Below are 19,421 nucleotides of genomic sequence, written 5' to 3'. Positions count from 1 at the left end.
CCTACCCGGTCCTGGTTCAGGCCTCCTCCATCGCCTCGCCGAGGGCGTGGAGCACCCGGCTGTGCTGCTGGTCGGCGAGCAGGTGCCCGGCGCCGATCGCCAGTGCGACCGGCCACTCGACCAGCTCCAGAGCGGTGAGGACGCCCAGCCCGGCGTAGTAGACCAGCTTCTCGGGCCGAGGCAGCATCACCTGTCCCAGGACCGGCAATTCGACACGGCTGCCCAAGTGATGTTCGACCTTCTCAATCGCGGATTCCCTCATGGCACGGCACCTTCGGGCTCGGCATCGCCGTCACCACGACGTACCCCTTCCGACCGGGCCGCATGCTCCGCGGACGGGGCACCCGAAAAGCGGTTGCCGGCTGACACGGCGCGGGCCACACTCCTGCGGTGACCGACACGCCGTACGAGGATGGACGGGCGGGGATCGACGCGGGGCTGGTGCGGCGGCTGCTCGCGGCGCAGTTCCCGCAGTGGAGCGACCTGCCGGTCCGGCCGGTCGAGGTCGACGGGTGGGACAACCGCACCTACCGCCTCGGGGACGAGATGTCGGTGCGCCTGCCGACCGCGGCGGGCTACGCCCCGGCGATCGGCAAGGAACACCGCTGGCTGCCGGTCCTCGCCCCGTCTCTCCCGGTCGAGATCCCGACTCCGCTCGCGAAGGGGACGCCGGGCGAGGGGTACCCGTTCGACTGGTCGGTCCGCCGCTGGCTGGACGGACGGCTCGCCCGGCGGGAGCGCATCCCCGACCTGCCGGCGTTCGCCGCCGACCTGGCCGACTTCATCCGCGCCCTGCAGCGCGTCGACGCCACCGGCGGCCCCGCGGCGGGCGCGCACAGCTGGTACCGGGGCGCCTCCCTGACGCACTACGACGACGAGACCCGGCGCTGTCTCGCCGCGCTCGGCGGCCGCGTCGACACCCGCCGCGCGTCGGCCGTGTGGGACGCCGCCCTGGCGGCCGAGTGGAACGGCGCGCCGGTGTGGTTCCACGGCGACGTCGCCGTCAACAACCTGCTGGTCAGGGACGGGAGACTGGCTGCCGTCATCGACTTCGGCACCTCGGGCGTCGGCGACCCGGCCTGCGACCTGGTGATCGCGTGGACGTTCTTCTCCGGTGAGAGCCGGGAGACGTTCCGTACCGCCGTCGGCCAGGACCCGGCCACCTGGGCGCGCGCCCGCGGCTGGGCGCTGTGGAAGGCCCTCCTCGGCCTCACCGCGCCGGACGCCGACGACGCCCGGATCGCCGCCGACCGCCGCGTGGTCGAGGACATCCTGGCCGATCACGAGTGACGGTCCCGTACCACCGGGTGAGCGGAGGATCACACGGCTACGCCGACGCCCTTTACAAAGTACGTGTGGGGCACGGGATACCTGGTCGAACAGGCCGGACTCCCCGCGATTCCGGAGGGCGCCGAGCCGCCTGCCGACCCTCCCGCCTGCACGCAGAGTTGAGATGTGGGATCATTGTCCTTGCCGCCCTCGATGACCGAGGACGGCAAGGACCGGTAACGATGTCCTGACCTCCCCCGTCTTCGACGGACGGCGTCACCGTCCGGGGGCCGCGCGACCGCACGGTCCACCGAGGACGTCTCGGGCGAGCAGATCGCGCTGATGACCACGGACGAAATCCTGGTCGGCGGACTTGCCCCGGACTCGACGGCGAGTCCGAACGACGGTCATCGCCCTTCGGCGGTGTCCGTCACGCGGAGGTCGGCACGTTTCCGTTACCGGCTGATCCACAGGAAGAGCCCGTGAAAATCCCCCGCGATCTACGACAACTCGCCCGGCGCGCCGAAGCCGCCGGGTGGACCATCACCCTGACCAGCAACAACCATCTCGCCTGGAAGCCGCCGTCAGGGCGCACCGTCTTCTGCCCGTCGACGCCGTCGGATCACCGCTCCGTCCAGAACGTCATCGGCAAGCTCCGGCGTGCCGGGCTGAACACCCGCTGACGGTCGGCGGCCCGGGTGAAACGGCTCTGGAGCGTGCGTTCGCGTCACCGCGCCGGACAGCGCGCGAGACGGTCGAGGACCTGCGCCAGCGACGCGTTAGCGAGGTCGCGGACCCGCGCGTACTCCTGCTCCGGATACTGCCGGGGCCCGTTCTCCACCAACAGGATCAGGTAGAGGTAGGCCCGGTAGAGGTCGAGACGGACGCGGGCCGCCGGGGTCAGCTCCAGCGGGGTCACCTCGCGGTAGCCCGCCAGCAGGGGGTCGTCCTCGTGCAGCTCGCCGAAGATGGTCGGCGTGGCGAACTCCGCCAGCGGGTCGCCCCAGAACGCGCGTTCGTGGTCGATGATCGCCTGAATCCGCGGCGTGGCGGTGAGGTCGAGGAAGACGTTCCCCGGCCACACGTCGAAGTGCACGAGACACGGCGTCGCCACCTCGTCGAGGACGGGCGCGGCGGCGGTCAGCATCGTGCCGATCTCCTCGGCCGGCAGCGGCAACGGCGTCGGGTACCGCTCGACGTCTGCCAGCAGCGCCCCCGCCATCGCGAGGTACGCCGCCCGCCAGGTCGTCCCGGTGATCCCCGCGTACGGGTAGCCGAAGACGGTGCCGGTGACCGTGTGCAGCCGCGCGAGGTGGCGGCCCAGCTCGCGGCGGAGGACGTCCTCCCCCGCCGGCTCGACGTCGTTCCACGAGACGCCGTCGAGCGCGCCGAGCAGCAGGAGGTCGCCCCCGAGCACCGGATCGTCGAACACCGCGCCGAGCAGCGGCGGCACCGGAACCCCCGCCGCGGCGGCCAGGCCGTACGCCTCCGCCTCGGTCCGCAGCAGGAAGCGCTCATAGCTGAGCTGTTCGAGGTCGTGCGGCGGCGCCAGCTTGAGCACCACCTCGCGGCCGTCGTCGAGGGTGAGCCGCCAGACCGCGTTGGCGAACCCGTCCGTCAGCTCGGTCGACGCGACCACCCCGGCACCGAGGACCCGCCGCGCCAGCGCATCGAGTTCGGCGCCGCTCAGGCGGCGCTTGGTCCTGCTGTCCACGGCCCCGATTGTCCGGTCCGTTGCGTCGCCCGTCCATCGTCATTCACGCCGGCCTGTACGCCGCAGCCGGGTCAGGTCACGCGGTCCGGCCGCCGGTCGTTCCGGCCTTCCGGACACGGGTGTTCTGCATCCCGGTTCGGGCAGCAGGCCACGGTCAGGTCGATGAAGTTCCCGCCTCTGAGCCACCAGGCCCAGACGACGTCGTTGCCCCGGCGCAGGGTGTCGAGGGCGTTGGCGGTCATGGTCTCCAGGGAGGGTGCCTGGAGCTGCCGGTCCAGGTGCATGCGCTGGTCGGCGACGTCGGTGTACTGCCGGGCCAGCCAGGTCACCGCCTCGCCGGGGTCGTCCCAGGTGCCCTTGACCATTCGGGCGGGTTTGCTGAGCCAGGCGCTGGTGGCCTCGGGTGGGACGACGGCGGTCTGGAACTCGGGCGTTCCGGGGCGGCGTGCGTCGTCGAACGGTTTGATCGCCTCGCCGGGACCTCGGTAGAGGTACGCATGGAAGTGCACGGATCAGTCCCTAAGATCGTGGGAGGCGTCCCCCCGACTTCGCCTCGGGGGGACGCCCTGTCACTCACCGCATGCCGATGACGGCGATCTCGACGCAGGCCTCACCGTCCTCACCGGTATAGCCACCACACCGGCGCACGGCCTTACGCCACACCGCTTCATTCACGAACCCCACCTCCTCCCTGTCCTCGCCGTGGCCCTCCGCGAGCAGCGGAGGGAGGTTCAGGAGGCGGGCATCGTCTCGGTGCCCTGCGAACCCGGCAGGGACGGACGGGGCCAGGTCTCGGCGATGGCCTGGCGGAACTCGGCCAGCACCCGGCCGTACAGCGCCCAGCGCTGCTGTTCCAGCTCCCGCTGGCCGCGACCGCGGATCTTGTACCTGCCGGACGCGGAGACGGCGACCCACTCCCGGGTGAGCGGGTCCTCTTGGACGGTGAAGCCGGGGATCAGCGGCACCGGCCGCTGCGCGGTCACCGGACGAGACCGGCGATGTCGGCCCGGGACAGGGTCGCCCCGGGCTTGACGAGCACGGCATGGACGATCTTGTCGATCTCCGAGACCTCGGCCCAGAGGTGGTCGGCCACGGCCGCACTGATGAGGACGCCCCGCCCACTGGTGTCCATCGGATCGGGCCGCCTCCTCCTCGGCAGCGCTCCGGGATACGGGTCCCGGACACGCAGGTGGGTCCAGCGGGTCCTGGTCTCGACGCCGAGCCAGATGCCCGGATCGACCTGGGAGCGCGGAGCTCCTAAGGTCCGGACGCAGGTGAGGGCGTTGGTGACCAGCTCGGAGGTCACCAGCTCGACGTCGTAGACGAAGTCCGGATCAGCGGACCCCAGCCGGTCGCGCACCAACCGCCGTGCCTCCGCGACAGCCGACGGCAGAGGGGGAATCCGGGTCCAGCCCGGACCTGGAACGCAGACCTTCGCGATCTGGCTCGATCTTCTCGGTGACGGGACGCATTGCGTCATGAAGAGCTCCTGGGTCCAGAAGAGAGGCGCTACTCAAAGTAGCGATATGAACACGACGCGCCCACTATCCTTCAAGCGTTGTGAGTTTTCAATTGGGTCTTTGACATTGGTGTTTTCATCCCGAACTGTCCGTTCAGTTAGCACTGGCCTACGATCAGTGACCAGCCGACTTCGAGGAACCCAGGGAGAGGACGACCCTCAGATGGCCGACTCCCGGCACAGTCCGACCGTCAGGCGCCGCCGTCTTGCGCGAGAGTTGCGCAAGCTCCGCGAACAGGCCGGGCTCACCGCCGACCAGGTAACGCGCAGACTTGAGTGGGCCGAGGGCAAGGTCAACCGGCTGGAGCGCGCACTGGCCGTCCGGCCGCGCGTCTTCGACGTCAGAGCCCTGCTGGAGCTCTATGGCGTAACGGACGAGGAGGAACGCGAGGCGCTCTTCACTCTTACCCGTGAGGCACGCCAACGCGGATGGTGGGCGGCCTACGGCGTCCTGGACGACAACTACGTCGAGTTCGAGGCAGAGGCGTCCCACATCCACACCTGGCAGCCGTTGGTCATCCCAGGGCTCCTGCAGGCGCCGGGTTACGCTCGCGCCATCCAGCGAGGCTGGCTGATGAAGGATGACGAGGAGGAGGTCGAACGACTCGTACAGCTCCGGATGGAACGGCAGAAGATTCTCACCTCGGACAAGCCGCCGAAGGTGTGGGCGGTCATCGACGAGAACGCCGTCGCCCGTTCGTTCGGGTCGGCGGAGTCCAAGGCCGAACAACTCGAGCGACTCATAGAGACCGAGCGCCTGGAGCACGTGATTGTCCAGATCATGCCAATGCGCGTCGATCCACATCCGGGACTGTCCGGCGCGTTCGTGATCCTGGATTATGAGGATGATCCATCGCTTGTCTACCGCGAGATACGTCCTAGCAGTCTGTACCAGGAAGATCCCTCACAGATCGAGGAAAGAAGGACGGCCTTCCAGTACTTGAGCGCGACCGCGCTCGGACCGAACGAGTCGATCGCCTACCTGAAGAGGCTGGCGAAGCAGAGCGAATGAGGTAGCACGCCGTGTCCCAGTCGAATGAGATCTCGATCTGGCACAAGAGCAGTCACTCCCAAGGGGGTACCGGCGACTGCGTCGAGGTCACCGTCGTCGAATCGCAGCGCGCGTAAGGCCGGAAGATCGCAGCCCCGGAGTGCTCCTGGGGCCTGCGCCGTGTCGGGGGCCGGGTCGACGGCACCTGATCACTGGCACTTACTGCGCTTAGACGGCAGCATCCGCCAGTGATCAAAGGTGCTGCAGGACTTCGCCGCCGCCGTGGTCGGGTTGCCGTCGATGTGGCGGGTCGATGACCGGTTTGCCGTGTTCGGGACGTCACTGCCGACGGCATGGTGACCGGTCGGCCGGCCGGGTGGCCGGGTGGCTCGTTCGGCGCAGGGGATCACGCGCGGGTCATCTCATAGGTCGCGGTCATGGCTACGGACAGGTCGCCGTCCCCGCCGATGGTCGCCACCGTCTTCGCGGCGCCGACGCGTGCCAGGTAGACCGTGCCGCTCAGGGCCAGTGCATGCGCCTGCTCGTCACCGCCGAGCCCCTTGACACCACGCCGACCAGGCCACGGCCGCGGTGGCCGCGGCCGCCCGCGCCGGTGTTTTCGCACGCCCCGCGGGCCACGACACCGATCGGTCAGGTGCTCCAGGAAGCGGGGGCTATGACCCACAGTGCCTCGGAGGTGGCGGTCTCGTCCGGGTTGAGCCAGCTGTGCGGCTCTCGGCCCGAGAACGTCAGCGTGTCGCCCTCGGCCAGCGTCACCACCGAATCGCTGAACCGCACCTGAAGAGTGCCGCGCAGCACGTGGACGACCTCGACCTCGCAGTTCAGCGTGTACAGCTCGTCCCCGCCGGTGGCGCCGGGCCCCGTGACTGAGCGGATCAGCTGGACCCTTCCCTGGCCGCGCGGGGTCAGCAGGCGCTCGTCCGCGCCGTGGCCGGTGAGCTGGATCTTCGGGGCGTCGGCCGCGCGTACGACGTCGTTCTTCGGGGCGGTGAACAGCTCGCCGACGGGCAGCGACAGCGCGGCGCACACCGTCACGAGCGTCGACACGCTCGGCGAGGTGACGTCCCGCTCGATCCGGCTGATGAAACCCTTGGTCAGGCCGGTGCTCTGCGCGACCTGGTCGATCGTGAGCCCCTGGCGCTGCCGCGCGTCGCGCAGCCGGGCGCCGATGCGCGGCTCCTGGCCGCCGGCGTCGATCGGCACTGACTTCATCCGGCCCCTTCGTCCTGTCGCCGGCCCGGACCGGCGACGCGGCGGTGACGGCCGGTCGAGGTCGCCGCCCGCACCCTACTGGTTTCTTGGCAGGAAACTCTCGTTGCTTTATGGTTATCACGCCAGGTAGCCGAGAGGACCCCATGTCAGACAATCTGCCTCGCACGACCGAGAACGGGCACGTCGGTCCCGTGGTGGCCAGCGTCGTGCCCCGCTTCGCCGGGCCCGCGACGTTCGCCCGGCTGCCGCGGCTCGACGAGGTCTCCGACGTCGACGTCGCCGTGGTGGGCGTGCCCTTCGACACCGGGGTGAGCTACCGGCCGGGCGCCCGGTTCGGTCCCGCGCACGTACGGGAGTCGTCGCGGCTCCTGCGCCCGTACAACCCGGCGCTGGACGTCGGCCCGTTCGGCCGGCAGCAGGTGGCCGACGCGGGCGACATCGCGGTCAACCCCTTCTCGATCGACGAGGCCGTACGGCAGATCGAGGCGGGCTCGGACGCGCTCCTCGACCGGGCGGGCCGGTTGCTGACCATCGGCGGCGACCACACGATCGCGCTGCCGCTGCTCCGGTCGCTGACCCGCCGCCACGGCCCGGTCGCGGTCGTCCACTTCGACGCGCACCTGGACACCTGGGACACCTACTTCGGCGCGGCCACCACGCACGGCACGCCGTTCCGGCGGGCGTCCGAGGAGGGCCTGCTCGACCCGTCCGGCTGCCTGCACGTCGGGATCCGTGGCCCGCTGTACGACGCGGCGGACCTCACCGACGACGCCGAGCTCGGCTTCCAGACCGTGCACGCCCGGGAGATGGAGGACCTCGGCACGCGCGGCGTCGCCGAGCGCATCCGCGAGCGGGTCGGCGAGCGGCCGGTCTATGTCTCGGTCGACATCGACGTGCTCGACCCGGCGTTCGCGCCCGGTACGGGCACTCCGGAGTCCGGCGGCCTGCTCAGCCGTGAGCTGCTGGCCCTCCTGCGCGTGTTCGCCGACCTGGACCTCGTCGGCGCCGACGTCGTCGAGGTCGCCCCGGCCTACGACCACGCGGAGATCACCGGGATCGCGGCCTCGCATGCGGCGTACGAGCTGCTGTCGGCGATGGCCCTAAGCCGTACATAACGCCACTTACGGGTACGCCGTACATAACATCGGATTTTGAGCGGCAGACTACGCACCATTGGGAGAAGCACAGCATGACCCCGCCCCCCGGCATCGAACAGCGCCGCATTCTCAAGACGGCGATCCCCGGTCCCCGCTCGGCCGAGCTGCACGCGCGCAAGAACACCGCGGTCTCCGCAGGCGTCTCCACCGGCCTTCCCGTCTACGTCGAGCGCGCCGGCGGCGGCATCCTGGTCGACATCGACGGCAACCAGCTGATCGACTTCGGCTCGGGCATCGCGGTCACCACGGTCGGCAACTCCGCCCCGCGCGTGGTCGAGCGGGTACAGGCGCAGGTCGCCGACTTCACCCACACCTGCTTCATGATCACCCCGTACGCCGAGTACGTGGAGGTCGCCGAGGCCCTGAACGAGCTGACGCCGGGCGAGCACGAGAAGCGCTCCGCGCTGTTCAACTCCGGCGCCGAGGCCGTGGAGAACGCCGTCAAGATCGCCCGCTCGTACACCGGCCGGTCGGCCATCGTGGCCTTCGACCACGCCTACCACGGGCGCACGAACCTGACCATGGCGCTCACCGCGAAGAACATGCCCTACAAGCACCGCTTCGGGCCGTTCGCCAATGAGATCTACCGGGTGCCGATGGCGTACCCGTACCGCTGGCCCACGGGCCCGGAGAACTGCGCCGACGAGGCGTTCGAGGCGTTCGTCTCCCAGCTGCACGCCCAGGTCGGCGAGGAGAACACCGCCGCGGTGATCATCGAGCCGATCCAGGGCGAGGGCGGGTTCATCGTGCCGCCCGCCGGCTACCTCGCGCGGGTCGCGGAGTGGTGCCACGACAACGGCGTCCTGCTGATCGCCGACGAGATCCAGACCGGGTTCTGCCGCACCGGCGACTGGTTCGCCTGTGACCACGAGGGCGTCGTCCCCGACCTGATCACCACCGCCAAGGGCATCGCCGGCGGGCTGCCGCTCGCCGCGGTGACCGGGCGCGCCCAGGTGATGGACGCCGTCCACGGCGGCGGCCTCGGCGGCACGTACGGCGGAAACCCCGTCGCCTGCGCGGGCGCCCTCGGCGCGATCGAGACGATGAAGGCCGAGGACCTGCCGGCGCGGGCCCGCGCGATCGAGGCGCTGTTCGTGCCCCGGCTGCGGGAGATGGCCGCCAAGTACCCGCAGATCGGCGACCTCCGGGGCCGCGGCGCGATGCTCGCGATCGAGCTGGTCTCCGACCCCGAGGCCAAGACCCCGGACGCCGGGCTGACCGCCGCGGTGAACCGCGCCTGCCACGCCGCCGGCCTGGTCACCCTGACGGCGGGAACCTACGGCAACGTGCTGCGGTTCCTGCCCCCGCTGTCCATCACCGACGAGCTGCTGGTCGAGGGCCTCGACATCCTCGAGCAGGCCTTCGCCGCGTCCGTCTGAGCCCCCCTGAGGACGAAGTCATGTCAGACGTCACTCCGTTCTACCTGTCCGGCGTGCCCACGACCGGTACGGACACCCTCGAGGTGACCTCCCCCTGGGACGGTTCCGTCGTCGGCGTCGTCTCCGTGCCGACCGACGCCCAGGTCGAGCAGGCCGTCGCCGACCTCGACGCCGTACGGCGGGAGGCTCAGGCGACCCCCGCGCACGTACGGGCCGCGGCCCTCGACCACATCTCGGCGCGGCTCGCGGAGCGCGCCGAGGAGATCGCCCGGCTGATCACCGCGGAGAACGGCAAGCCCCTGGTCTGGGCGCGCGGGGAGGTCTCCCGCGCGGTCTCGACGTTCCGCTGGGCGGCCGAGGAGGCCCGCCGATTCTCCGGTGACCTGCAGCGGCTGGACACCGAGGCGGCGGCGACCGGACGGCTCGCCGTCGTACGGCGCTTCCCGCGCGGCCCGGTGCTGGGCATCGCGCCGTTCAACTTCCCGCTGAACCTGGTCGCGCACAAGGTCGCTCCGGCCATCGCGGTCGGCGCCCCGATCCTGGTGAAGCCGGCGCCGGCCACGCCGCTGTCCGCACTGCTGCTCGGGGAGATCATCGCGGAGACGGACCTGCCGCCCCGGATGGTCTCGGTGCTCCCGGTGCCGAACGACCGGATGGCCGCCCTGGTCGACGACCCGCGGCTCCCGGTCGTCTCCTTCACCGGGTCCGGCCCGGTCGGCTGGGCGATCCAGCGGCAGGCGCCGCGCAAGCACGTCACCCTGGAACTCGGCGGCAACGCCGCCGTCGTGGTGAACGACGACTGGCCGGACCTGCCCGGCGCGGCGCGCCGGATCGCGCTGTTCGCCAACTACCAGGCGGGCCAGTCCTGCATCTCCGTCCAGCGGGTGCTCGTTCACGCGGGCATCTACGACGCGTTCGTCGCCGACCTCGTCGCCGAGGTGGAGAAGCTGCCGACCGGTGACCCGACGGCCGACGGCGTCCAGGTCGGCCCGGTGATCAACGACGCGGCGGCCGAGCGGATCACGGACTGGATCGACGAGGCCCGCCGAGGCGGCGCGTCGGTCCTGACCGGCGGCGGCCGCGACGGCCGTACCGTGGCGCCGACCGTCCTCGCCGACGTCCCCGCCGGGTCCGCGCTGGCGGAGGAGGAGGTCTTCGGCCCGGTTCTCACGGTCGCCCCGTTCCGCGATCTGGACGAGGCGTTCGACCTCGTCAACGCCTCGAAGTACGGGCTGCAGGCGGGGATCTTCACCACCGACGTGCAGGCGGCCTTCCGCGCACACCGCGACCTGGAGGTCGGCGGGGTGATCGTCGGGGACGTCCCGAGCTTCCGCGCGGACCAGATGCCGTACGGCGGCTGGAAGGACTCCGGTGTCGGCCGGGAGGGCGTCCGGGCCGCGATGAACGACCTCACCGAGGACCGCGTCCTGGTCCTCACCGGCCTCGACCTCTGACGACCGCCCCCCGACGATCGCCCCGGTGACGAGAACCGAGCGCTGGTACGCCGGTCGCCTCGGCCGCCATTACCCGGCCTGACAGAATCGGCAAGTGCAGCCTGCAAAGGATCCTCCGCACGCCGTTTCCCGCGCGCGCCGGGTTCGCACCGGGGCGGTTCTCGGCGGGCGGACCGTCGCCCTAACCTCGACGTCATGGGCATCGAGGACGACACGGGCGAACTCCCCCGACTTCCGAGTGCGGAAGACGCGTCGAGGAGCCGTTCCTCGGGCTCGACGGAGTTCTCCACCGCCCTGCGAATGGCGATTCAGGAAAGCGGCCTCACGTTGGAAAGCCTGCGGAACCGGCTGCGGCAGCGGGGAATTCGTGTCAGCGCCGCCACATTGAGCTACTGGCAGGGCGGGCGGAGCCGGCCGCAGCGCCCCGACTCCATCGCCGCCGTCGGAGTGCTGGAGCAGATCCTGGAGTTGCCGGGCGGCGCCCTGACCGAGCTGCTGCGGCCGCGCCGGCGCCGCGGCCAGGCGGGAGGCGACCCCCTGCACCCGGCACGGCTCTGGTCCGACCCGCGCCCCGTCCTCACGATGCTCGGCGGGCTCGACCGGTCGTCCGACCACCGGCTCGAATGGCTGAGCGTGCACGACGTCTACGAGGTCGACGCCGACCGGCGACCTCGGTCATTGGCGGTACGCCAGGTGGTGCGGGCGTCGGGAGACGACGTGGACCGGGTCGTCGCCGTGCACCGCGCCGAGGCCGAGACTGATCCCCCGCCGGCGCTCGGCGACCTCCGCCACTGCCGCCGGGGCCGGGTACGCCACGAGGCGGGGTTCGTCGCCATCGAGCTCTTCTTCGACCGGGTGCTGGCACGCGGCGACACGGCGGTCGTGGAATACGAACTCGGCTTTCCGGGAGACCGGCCGATCACCCGATTCTATGACCGCCGTTTCAGGCATCCGGTAAGGGAGTATCTGGCCATCGTCCGGTTCGACCGGCGAATGTTGCCGGCACGCTGCTACCGCTACGAACGCGACACCGTCGAGGTGCCGCGGCGCCGTACCGCCGAGCTCTGGGTCGGATCGTCCGGCGGCGTCCACATCACGAAGAGCGGGATGGACGGCGGGATCATCGGACTGGAATGGGAATGGGAATGATCATGGACCGCGTTAACCGATATTAACAGTGAATTCTGTACGCCATGAAAACGTTGACGGTCACTCGCCACGACGACCACTATTCCTCCAGCGACCCCGCTCCACGGGAAGGACCGTGCCTCCCGACCGGATCACCCCGGACCTCGGTGCCCCGCCTGCCGAGGTCCGGGGTGATCGCCTTTGCCGGGGCCTTGCCAACCGGCGACGCGACTGAGATCTTTCATGGCGTACACAGCCCTGTCCGTACCCCAGTCAAGGCCAGGTCGGGGGTGGCCGTCCTCAACCGGAGGCACTCGAACCGTGCGGAGCGTGGTGGAGGATGATCTCCTCCAGGTGGTTCGGAACGGTCCGTTCGACGTGGCGCTGCAGGCCGCCATCCGGGCGCGCGGTCTCACGCTGGAGACCCTCCAGCGGCGGCTGCGGGAGCGGCGCATCCATGTCAGCCTCTCCAGCCTCAGCTACTGGCAGCGCGGCCGGACCCGGCCGGAGCGCGCCGACTCGCTCCGGGCCGTACGCGGGCTGGAGAGCATCCTCGAACTGCCGCGCAACTCCCTCATCACGCTGCTCAAACCGCCGGGCAACCGCCCGGCCGGAACGTGGTCGCTGAACGAGATCTTCCCGACTCCCGGCGCCCTCGACCTCCTGGACGAGATCGGCGATCGGGTGGACGGCCGCATCACCTGCCTGAGCCTGCACGACCGTTACGTCCTCGGCCCGGACCGGGACCTCCGGGCGGTGCAGACCCGTGCGGTGCTCCAGGCGCAGCAGCCGGGCGTGGACCGCTGGATCTGCCTCTACCACAACGAACACGGCGTGCTGCCCACACGGAAGGACGCGAGCCGCTGCAGGGTCGGCCGGGTCCGCACGGACGAGGCGAGCGCGCTGGTGGCCACGGAGCTCCTGTTCGACCGGCCGCTGGCACGCGGCGAGACGTACCTGATCGAGTACGGCTTCGGCTTCACCCCGCCGGGCCCGCCCGACACCGAGGAGGGCCGGGGCTTCCGGTATCCCCAGCACGAGTACCTCCTGGAGATCGAGTTCGATCCGTCGGCGATCCCGGCCCGCTGCTACCGGACGTGGCGTCCGGACGCCGCCGCCCGGACGGCGGAGGAGACCGACCTGCGGCTGTCCAGCTCCCACACGGTCCACGTCATCGAGTTCGGACTCCAGGCCGGCGGATACCTCGGGATCGGCTGGGAGTGGGACTAGGGAGCATCCGGTGGATCTCCGTCACCGGGCACCCCTGACGCACCCGTGGATGTGACCTTCCGCGACTTTGCCGACACTTTCCGTCGTCCGTGACGGGTGTTACAGTTCGCAGTGCTCTGAACACCCCGAGTATTCACCGGCGGTGACGTGCCGTCGGCGTGTCCGATCACGCGGAGGTCCTGGCATGGAACGCGCGATACTCCTGGCCGTCGACGAGCGGCCCGACGCCGACTCGGCGGTCGCCGAACAGCTGCGCCGCCTCTGCGCGGCGATGGACGAGCACGGGCTGCGGGTGCGCTGGACCCACCGCAGCGCCGACGCCCTGGCGGTGATCCGCTCGGACGCGACGCTGACGGGACTGCTGGCCGGCTGGGGCGCTCCCGGCGCCGAAGAGATCATGAAGGCGGTGACCAAGCGGTTCAACCGCCTGCCGGTCTTCCTCCTGACCGCGGACCACGAGCCTCGCGACATCCCACTGTGGGTCTACGAGGTGATCCAGGGCTACGTCTTCCCCCTGGAGGACACCCCCGACTTCATCGCCGGGCGCATCGCGCACGCCGCCGAGGAGTACACCGAGCAGACGCTCCCGCCGTTCTTCGAGGCGCTGCGGCACCTGGAGGACCGCCACCGCTACTCCTGGCACACCCCGGCCCACGCCGGTGGCGTGGCGTTCCTCAAGTCACCGGTGGGCCGGGCGTTCTTCGACTACTACGGCGAGCGGCTGCTGCGCACCGACCTGTCGATCTCGGTCCCTGAGCTGGGTTCGCCGCTGGAGCACACCGGCCCGATCGGCGACGCCGAGCGCAACGCCGCCCGGATCTTCGGCGCCGAGCGGACGTACTTCGTGATGAACGGCAACTCGACCGCCAACCGCATCGTCGGCCATCACGCGGTCGCGCGCGGCGAGCTGGCGCTGGTCGACCGCAACTGCCACAAGTCGATCCAGCACGCCCTCGCCATCAACGGCGCCCGGCCCGTCTACCTGGTCCCCGAGCGCAACGGGCTCGGCCTGGCCGGTCCGATCCCGGCCCGGGCCCTGTCGGCACCCGCGGTGCGCGACCGGCTGGGCGGCCATCCGTTCACCGCGGACGCGGCCGCGCCGGAGCCCACCTACGCGGTGGTCACCAACTCGACGTACGACGGCCTGTGCTACGACGCCGTACGCGTCGCGGAGCTGCTCGGCACGTCGGTCCCGCGGGTGCACTTCGACGAGGCATGGTTCGCCTACGCCCGGTTCAACCCGCTCTACGCGCGCCGGTACGGCATGGCCGTCGACGAGCGGTCCCTGCCGGGGCCGGAGCGGCCGACGGTGTTCGCCACCCAGTCCACGCACAAGCTGCTGGCGGCGCTGTCGCAGTCGTCGATGCTGCACGTGCGCCCGTCGCCGCGCGCCCCCGTCGACCACGACCGGTTCAACGAGACGTACCTGATGCATGCCAGCACCTCGCCCCTCTACCCGATGATCGCGTCGCTGGACGTCGCCGCCGCGATGATGGACGGGCCGTCCGGGCCGTTCCTCACCGGGGAGGCGATCGTCGAGGCGATCCGCTTCCGGCAGGCGATGGTGCGGCTCGCCGCCCGCATCCGGGAGGACGGCACCCGCCCGGACTGGTTCTTCGGGGTGTGGCAGCCCTCGCAGGTGACCGATCCGCGCACGGGCGGGACGGTGGCGTTCGAGGACGCCGAGGTGGACCTGCTGGCCACCGATCCCGATTGCTGGACGCTGCGGCCCGGCGCCGCCTGGCACGGGTTCGACGGCCTGGACGACGGGCACTGCATGCTCGACCCGATCAAGGTGACGATCACCTGTCCGGGCGCGGACGCCGCCGGCGGCACCACGGAGTGGGGGATCCCCGCCAAGATCGTGGCCGCCTACCTCGAGCGGCGCGGCATCGTCGTGGAGAAGACCGGTGACCACACGCTGCTGGTGCTGTTCTCGCTCGGCATCACGAAGGGCAAGTGGGGCACCCTGATCGACGCGCTCATCGACTTCAAGAACGCCTACGACGGCGACGTGCCCCTGGCGGAGGTGCTGCCCGGCTTCGGCCCGTCCGGGGTGACGCTGCGCGCCCTCTGCGCCCAGGTCCACGGCAGGCTGCGCGATTCGAAGCTCGACGTCCTGCTCGACGAGGTCTTCACCGATCTGCCGGAGCCCGTCCTCACGCCGGCCGACTGCTACCAGGCGCTGATCCGGTCGCGCACCGAGCGGGTGCCGCTGAGCGAGCTGGCGAACCGCGTCTCCGCCACGGTCGTCGTCGTGACCCCGCCGGGCATCCCGATGCTGATGCCGGGCGAGTCCACCGGCCCCGACGACGGGCCGGTCATGAGCTACCTGCGCGCCCTGGAGGCCTTCGACCGGGCCTTCCCCTTCATCGACACCGACATCCACGGAGCACACCGCGACGACACCGGCCGCTACTGGATCGAGTGCGTGGTCGACTAGGACCCGGCCGACCGGATACGCCCTGGGGCCCTGCCGGCCGGACAGGCCCCGGGGCCGGCCCATGTGACGACGTTTCGCGGGCCGGGCCGGGCTGCCGGTGCGCCGTCGACACGGTTCGACGTATTGTCCCCATATGGGGAGTTCCTGCAGCGTGGCTGCCGGGGACCTGCGAGGCGCGCGCGATGGCCTGCGGTGACGAGATCGGCGCCGCCGAGCCACTGGACAGAGCGCTGGACGAGGAACTGGCCGCGACGGTGCGCCGTACGGGCGCCGCGACCGGATGCGTCTTCCTGCACACCGACGGGAGACGGGAGCTGCGCCTGGTCGCGATCTGCGGCGTGCCGGAGGCGCTGATCGCGCCCTGGGTGCGCATGCCGATGTCCCGGTCCAATCCGATGTGCGACGCCGTACGGGAGGACCATCTCGTGTGGGTGGGCTCCCAGGGGGACATGGCCCGCCTGTATCCGAACGTCGCGGCGGCGTTCCCCTACCGGTACACCCTCGCCGCCCTGCCGCTGCGGGGCGCACGCGGGCCCTGGGGCGCGCTGCTGCTGATGTGGCCCGCCGGTCATCCGGCGACCGCCGACCACGGCGAGCGAGTCGGCATCGAGGCCGCTGCCCGGCGCATCGCCCGGTCGCTCGACCACGCGGACCGCCCTCCCGACATCCCCGCCCGGCCGCGGGTCGTCTCGCTCCAGTCCGACGAGCCGCGCCGTCCGCCGTACACCGCCGTCGACTTCGCCGAACGCCTGCCCGAAGGCGGCCTCACGCTCGACCTCGACGGCCGCATCACCTTCGTCACCACCACCGCCGCGGAACTGCTCGGCCGTGACGCGGAGGACCTGCTGGGCACCCGGCCGTGGGAGTCGCTGCCCTGGTTGGACAACCCGGTGGCCGAGGACCGGTACCGCACCGCGGTGATCAGCCGGGAGCCGGTGCGCTACACCGTCCTGCGGCCGCCGGACGTGTGGCTGGACATCAAGCTCTACCCGGACGCCAGCGGGATCAGCCTCCGTGTGATCCGGAGCGACACGGGCGGGGGCCGGCGATCCGAGTGCCGGACGGCGGCCGCCGGTCCGGCCGCCCCCTGGGCCGACACCGATCGCATCGGGCGGCTCTACGAACTGGTGCACCTGGCCGCCGCGCTGACCGAGGCCGTCGGCGTACGCGACGTCGTGGACCTGGTCGCCGACCAGGTCCTGCCCGCGTTCGGCGCGCAGGGCCTATGGCTCTCCGCCGCCGAGGGCGGGCGCTTCAAGGTCATCGGCCACCGCGGATATCCGCTCAGCGCCGTCGAGCGCTTCGACGGCGTGTCGGTGGAGGTCATCGACAACCCCGCCGCCCTCGTCGTCGCCAGCGGCATCCCCCACTTCTTCGCCTCTCCCGAAGAGATCTCCGTCATCTATCCCGAGGGCCCCAGCATCGGCGGCAAGAAGGCCTGGGCGTTCCTGCCACTGATCGTCTCCGGTCGGCCCGTCGGCTGCTGCATCATCTCCTACGACGAGCCGCACACCTTCAACGCCGACGAACGCGCGATCCTCACCTCCCTCGCCGGCCTGATCGCCCAGGCCCTCGACCGGGCCCGCCTCTACGACGCCAAGAAGGACCTCGCCCACGGTCTGCAGCAGGCCCTCCTGCCGCACAACCTGCCCCGGCTGGCCGGGCTCGAGATCGCCGCCCGCTACCTGCCCGCGACCCACGGCATGGAGATCGGCGGGGACTTCTACGACGTGGTCCGCCTCGACGACACGACCGCGGCCGCCGTCATCGGCGACGTGCAGGGACACAACGTCAACGCGGCGGCCCTGATGGGCCAGGTCCGCACCGCGGTCCACGCCTACGCCGCCGCGGGAGCCTCACCGGACGAGGTGCTCGGACACGCCGACCGGATCCTCACCGATCTCGGAACCGATCTGTTCGTCTCCTGCCTCTACGCCCAGCTCGATCTCGCCGGCGACGAGATCGCCCTGGCCAGCGCCGGCCACCCGCAACCGCTCCTGTGCTGCCGTCCCGGAGAGCCCCCGACCGCCCGCCCACTCGAGATCGAGCCCGGCCCGCTGCTCGGCATCGGGGAGGAGGCCGATTTTCCGGTGACCATGGTGCCCCTGCTCCCCGGAACGACCCTCGTCCTCTACACGGACGGTCTCGTCGAGGTCCCCGGTGTCGACCTCGACCAGACCACCGAGGCGCTGGCACGGCGGCTCTCCGACTGCGCGGGCCTCCCGCTGGACGCCCTGATCGACGAGCTAATCAGCACGAGACCGACGAGCCGGCACGCCGACGACATCGCCGTCCTCGTCCTGCGGAGGACGTGACGCTCCTCATCGGCTCTCGGCGCTCGTGATCACGCTCACCGGCCGGCGTCCGCGTCGGCCGCGGACGGCTGTCGGCCGTGGCGGTTAGACTCCCCCGCCATGTCAGCACCCCCCACGCCGCTCGACCTGGCGTACGCCCTCCTGCGGGAGGGCCGGCCGGCCGACGCCGAACAACTCATGGTGAGAGAGCTCCAGGCCGTCGAGCGACGGCACGGCCGCGGCAGCCCGGAGTGGGCGTCCGCGCAGTGCGATCTCGGCAACCTCCTGTTCGGCTGCGACCGCCCGGACCGCGCGATCGAATGCTTCCGCAGCGCGTGCGAGGGGCCGGCGCCCGACGACCCCGAGGCGTACAAGGAGCGTCTCACCTACCGCCTCAACCTCGGCACCGCGCTGCTGATGACCGGCCGGCTCGACGAGGCCGACGCCGAGCTGCGGCGCAACCTGGAGGAGCGGCTGGCCTTCTACGGCCGCCCACACCCCGGCTACGCCTTCGGTCTCGAACCGCTGGCCGACGTCCTCCTCCGGCGCGGGGCCGTCCACGAGGCGCGCGAGGCGATCGAGGAGGCGATCGGCAACTTCTGGCGCAACGGCCACGAACGGGTCGCGACCGCGCTGGCGCTCCGGGCGGAGATCGTGACGGCCGAGGGCGGGCGCGACCCCCTCTTCCCCGGCCTGGACCAGCTGCCCGACGAGGTCGTCGAGGACCTGGCGGCGACCGTGCTGAACCGCACCGGCGCGGCGCGGCCCGACGACGCGGCCAAGGCCGTGCTGACCGGCCTGACCACCGTGCTGGAGGCCCGGCTGGGCCCCGACCACCAGGCCACGCTCAACGCGCTGTCCCATCTGGCGAACCTGGGCCGCCATCTCGGCGACGGGCCCGGGCGCGTCGCGGCGATCCACAAGGTCCTCTCCTCGTACGACCGCCAGGGCAGGGCGGAGGACGCCCTGATGGCGGCGCTCGGCCTGGCGATGGCGCAGAGCGACGCGGGCGACCCGGCCGGGGCGCTGCGCACGTACGCGCAGGCGCGCACCCGCGCCGACGCCCTGGGCCGCCCGGAGCTCAGCAGCCAGGTGCTGCGGAACTGGGGCCTGGCGCTGGCGGAGGTGGATCGCCCCGCCGAGGCGGAGGAACGCCTGCGTGAGGCCGTGGCGGCCGCCGAGCTCGGGCACGACTACGAGATGCTCGGCCGCGCGCGGATCGCGCTCGGCCTGTTCCTCCAGCATGGGGAGCGGTTCGCCGAGGCGGGTCAGGTGGTCGAGGCGGGCCTGGCCACGCTGGACGTCGCGCATCCGGACGCCATCGTCGGCCGCAGCCACCTCACGGCGATCTTGGAGGGTCGTTCGTGCGGATGCGGGAACATCCAGGGCACGATCGCCGACGCGTTCCGGGACTTCGTCGTGGGCAGGCTGCCGCGGGATCTCCTCGACGGACTCGACGTGACCGCGAAGGACGGGGAGTTCGCCGTGAGCGTCCGGCTGCGCCGCGAACCCACCGAGGACGAGATCACGCACATGAACCGGGTGATCGAGAGCGCCAACGCCGAGTTCCGGAAGCGCCTGGCGGCCGCCGGGTAGCCCCGCGCGGCCGG

Annotated in this window: 19 protein-coding genes; 12 read left to right on the top strand and 7 right to left on the bottom strand. The window is 71.3% G+C overall.

Annotated features, from left to right (window positions below; genetic code table 11):
- Positions 1-16: 16 nt before the first annotated feature.
- Positions 17-262 carry a hypothetical protein gene (locus NE234_RS12980; protein WP_252779207.1) on the bottom strand — a complete coding sequence of 82 codons (246 nt, stop codon included), beginning with the start codon at positions 260-262 and terminating at the stop codon, positions 17-19.
- A 128-nt stretch (positions 263-390) separates the two neighbouring features.
- Between NE234_RS12980 and NE234_RS12975 the strand changes: the two genes are divergently transcribed.
- Positions 391-1,290 carry an aminoglycoside phosphotransferase family protein gene (locus NE234_RS12975; RefSeq protein ID WP_252779206.1) on the top strand — a complete coding sequence of 300 codons (900 nt, stop codon included), beginning with the start codon at positions 391-393 and terminating at the stop codon, positions 1,288-1,290.
- A 461-nt stretch (positions 1,291-1,751) separates the two neighbouring features.
- On the top strand, positions 1,752-1,952 hold the full coding sequence (locus tag NE234_RS12970) for a hypothetical protein (protein ID WP_252779205.1): 201 nt from the start codon (positions 1,752-1,754) through the stop codon (positions 1,950-1,952).
- A gap of 44 nt (positions 1,953-1,996) precedes the next feature.
- Here NE234_RS12970 and NE234_RS12965 read toward each other — a convergent pair whose 3' ends face one another.
- From NE234_RS12965 to NE234_RS12950, 4 genes are all read right to left on the bottom strand, one after another.
- Positions 1,997-2,983 (bottom strand): phosphotransferase family protein, encoded by a 987-nt coding sequence (locus NE234_RS12965; protein ID WP_252779204.1) that lies wholly within the window; start codon positions 2,981-2,983, stop codon positions 1,997-1,999.
- A 71-nt stretch (positions 2,984-3,054) separates the two neighbouring features.
- Positions 3,055-3,492, bottom strand: coding sequence for a hypothetical protein (locus tag NE234_RS12960; protein ID WP_252779203.1), 438 nt, complete (start codon positions 3,490-3,492; stop codon positions 3,055-3,057).
- Between the two features lie 222 nt (positions 3,493-3,714).
- The gene (locus NE234_RS12955) at positions 3,715-3,966 is read right to left on the bottom strand and encodes a hypothetical protein (RefSeq protein ID WP_252779202.1); all 252 of its coding nucleotides are present in this window, start codon (positions 3,964-3,966) and stop codon (positions 3,715-3,717) included.
- Entirely contained in the window at positions 3,963-4,463 is a 501-nt protein-coding gene (locus NE234_RS12950; protein ID WP_252779201.1) for an ATP-binding protein, read from the bottom strand. The genes NE234_RS12955 and NE234_RS12950 overlap by 4 nt, the downstream gene beginning before the upstream one ends.
- Before the next feature lie 202 nt (positions 4,464-4,665).
- On the opposite strand from NE234_RS12950, the gene NE234_RS12945 reads away from it, so the two are divergent.
- Both NE234_RS12945 and NE234_RS45895 read left to right on the top strand, forming a co-directional pair.
- The gene (locus NE234_RS12945) at positions 4,666-5,514 is read left to right on the top strand and encodes a helix-turn-helix domain-containing protein (protein ID WP_252779200.1); all 849 of its coding nucleotides are present in this window, start codon (positions 4,666-4,668) and stop codon (positions 5,512-5,514) included.
- A gap of 11 nt (positions 5,515-5,525) precedes the next feature.
- Positions 5,526-5,630: a DUF397 domain-containing protein gene (locus tag NE234_RS45895; RefSeq protein WP_406566986.1), complete on the top strand. Its 105-nt coding sequence runs from the start codon at positions 5,526-5,528 to the stop codon at positions 5,628-5,630.
- Between the two features lie 269 nt (positions 5,631-5,899).
- On the opposite strand, the gene NE234_RS12940 is transcribed toward NE234_RS45895, so the two are convergent.
- Complete coding sequence (locus NE234_RS12940; RefSeq protein ID WP_252779199.1) at positions 5,900-6,118, bottom strand: hypothetical protein; 219 nt, start codon at positions 6,116-6,118, stop codon at positions 5,900-5,902.
- A gap of 26 nt (positions 6,119-6,144) precedes the next feature.
- Positions 6,145-6,726: a helix-turn-helix domain-containing protein gene (locus tag NE234_RS12935; protein ID WP_252779198.1), complete on the bottom strand. Its 582-nt coding sequence runs from the start codon at positions 6,724-6,726 to the stop codon at positions 6,145-6,147.
- A gap of 143 nt (positions 6,727-6,869) precedes the next feature.
- Here NE234_RS12935 and speB point away from each other — a divergent pair, with 143 nt between their 5' ends.
- The 8 genes from speB to NE234_RS12895 all read left to right on the top strand — a co-directional run bounded on the left by speB (position 6,870) and on the right by NE234_RS12895 (position 19,407).
- Positions 6,870-7,841: an agmatinase gene (speB, locus tag NE234_RS12930; RefSeq protein WP_252779197.1), complete on the top strand. Its 972-nt coding sequence runs from the start codon at positions 6,870-6,872 to the stop codon at positions 7,839-7,841.
- Positions 7,842-7,915: 74 nt separating this feature from the next.
- Entirely contained in the window at positions 7,916-9,262 is a 1,347-nt protein-coding gene (gabT, locus tag NE234_RS12925) for a 4-aminobutyrate--2-oxoglutarate transaminase (RefSeq protein ID WP_252779196.1), read from the top strand.
- 20 nt (positions 9,263-9,282) lie between these two features.
- Positions 9,283-10,716 carry an aldehyde dehydrogenase family protein gene (locus NE234_RS12920; protein WP_252779195.1) on the top strand — a complete coding sequence of 478 codons (1,434 nt, stop codon included), beginning with the start codon at positions 9,283-9,285 and terminating at the stop codon, positions 10,714-10,716.
- Positions 10,717-11,016: 300 nt separating this feature from the next.
- Complete coding sequence (locus tag NE234_RS12915) at positions 11,017-11,865, top strand: hypothetical protein (RefSeq protein WP_252779194.1); 849 nt, start codon at positions 11,017-11,019, stop codon at positions 11,863-11,865.
- Between the two features lie 309 nt (positions 11,866-12,174).
- Positions 12,175-13,074 (top strand): hypothetical protein, encoded by a 900-nt coding sequence (locus NE234_RS12910; RefSeq protein ID WP_252779193.1) that lies wholly within the window; start codon positions 12,175-12,177, stop codon positions 13,072-13,074.
- A gap of 184 nt (positions 13,075-13,258) precedes the next feature.
- Positions 13,259-15,517: an Orn/Lys/Arg family decarboxylase gene (locus tag NE234_RS12905; RefSeq protein ID WP_252779192.1), complete on the top strand. Its 2,259-nt coding sequence runs from the start codon at positions 13,259-13,261 to the stop codon at positions 15,515-15,517.
- A 182-nt stretch (positions 15,518-15,699) separates the two neighbouring features.
- Positions 15,700-17,832, top strand: coding sequence for a SpoIIE family protein phosphatase (locus NE234_RS12900; RefSeq protein WP_252779191.1), 2,133 nt, complete (start codon positions 15,700-15,702; stop codon positions 17,830-17,832).
- Positions 17,833-17,931: 99 nt separating this feature from the next.
- The gene (locus NE234_RS12895; RefSeq protein WP_252779190.1) at positions 17,932-19,407 is read left to right on the top strand and encodes a tetratricopeptide repeat protein; all 1,476 of its coding nucleotides are present in this window, start codon (positions 17,932-17,934) and stop codon (positions 19,405-19,407) included.
- Positions 19,408-19,421: the final 14 nt, after the last annotated feature.

The sequence above is a fragment of the Actinoallomurus rhizosphaericola genome (genome assembly GCF_024055675.1).
Classification (GTDB): domain Bacteria; phylum Actinomycetota; class Actinomycetes; order Streptosporangiales; family Streptosporangiaceae; genus Actinoallomurus; species Actinoallomurus soli.
The sequence above is the reverse complement of the archived record's forward strand: the minus strand, read 5'-3'. Positions and strand labels throughout refer to the sequence as shown.

Excerpts from the sequence above, each read along its gene's own strand:
- NE234_RS12895 (WP_252779190.1), top strand. The coding sequence starts at position 17,932 with ATGTCAGCACCCCCCACGCCGCTCGACCTGGCGTACGCCCTCCTGCGG.
- NE234_RS12980 (WP_252779207.1), bottom strand. The coding sequence starts at position 262 with ATGAGGGAATCCGCGATTGAGAAGGTCGAACATCACTTGGGCAGCCGT.
- NE234_RS12900 (WP_252779191.1), top strand. The coding sequence starts at position 15,700 with ATGGCCTGCGGTGACGAGATCGGCGCCGCCGAGCCACTGGACAGAGCG.
- NE234_RS12935 (WP_252779198.1), bottom strand. The coding sequence starts at position 6,726 with ATGAAGTCAGTGCCGATCGACGCCGGCGGCCAGGAGCCGCGCATCGGC.
- NE234_RS12945 (WP_252779200.1), top strand. The coding sequence starts at position 4,666 with ATGGCCGACTCCCGGCACAGTCCGACCGTCAGGCGCCGCCGTCTTGCG.
- NE234_RS12950 (WP_252779201.1), bottom strand. The coding sequence starts at position 4,463 with ATGACGCAATGCGTCCCGTCACCGAGAAGATCGAGCCAGATCGCGAAG.
- NE234_RS12915 (WP_252779194.1), top strand. The coding sequence starts at position 11,017 with ATGGCGATTCAGGAAAGCGGCCTCACGTTGGAAAGCCTGCGGAACCGG.
- speB (WP_252779197.1), top strand. The coding sequence starts at position 6,870 with ATGTCAGACAATCTGCCTCGCACGACCGAGAACGGGCACGTCGGTCCC.
- NE234_RS12905 (WP_252779192.1), top strand. The coding sequence starts at position 13,259 with ATGGAACGCGCGATACTCCTGGCCGTCGACGAGCGGCCCGACGCCGAC.
- gabT (WP_252779196.1), top strand. The coding sequence starts at position 7,916 with ATGACCCCGCCCCCCGGCATCGAACAGCGCCGCATTCTCAAGACGGCG.
- NE234_RS12920 (WP_252779195.1), top strand. The coding sequence starts at position 9,283 with ATGTCAGACGTCACTCCGTTCTACCTGTCCGGCGTGCCCACGACCGGT.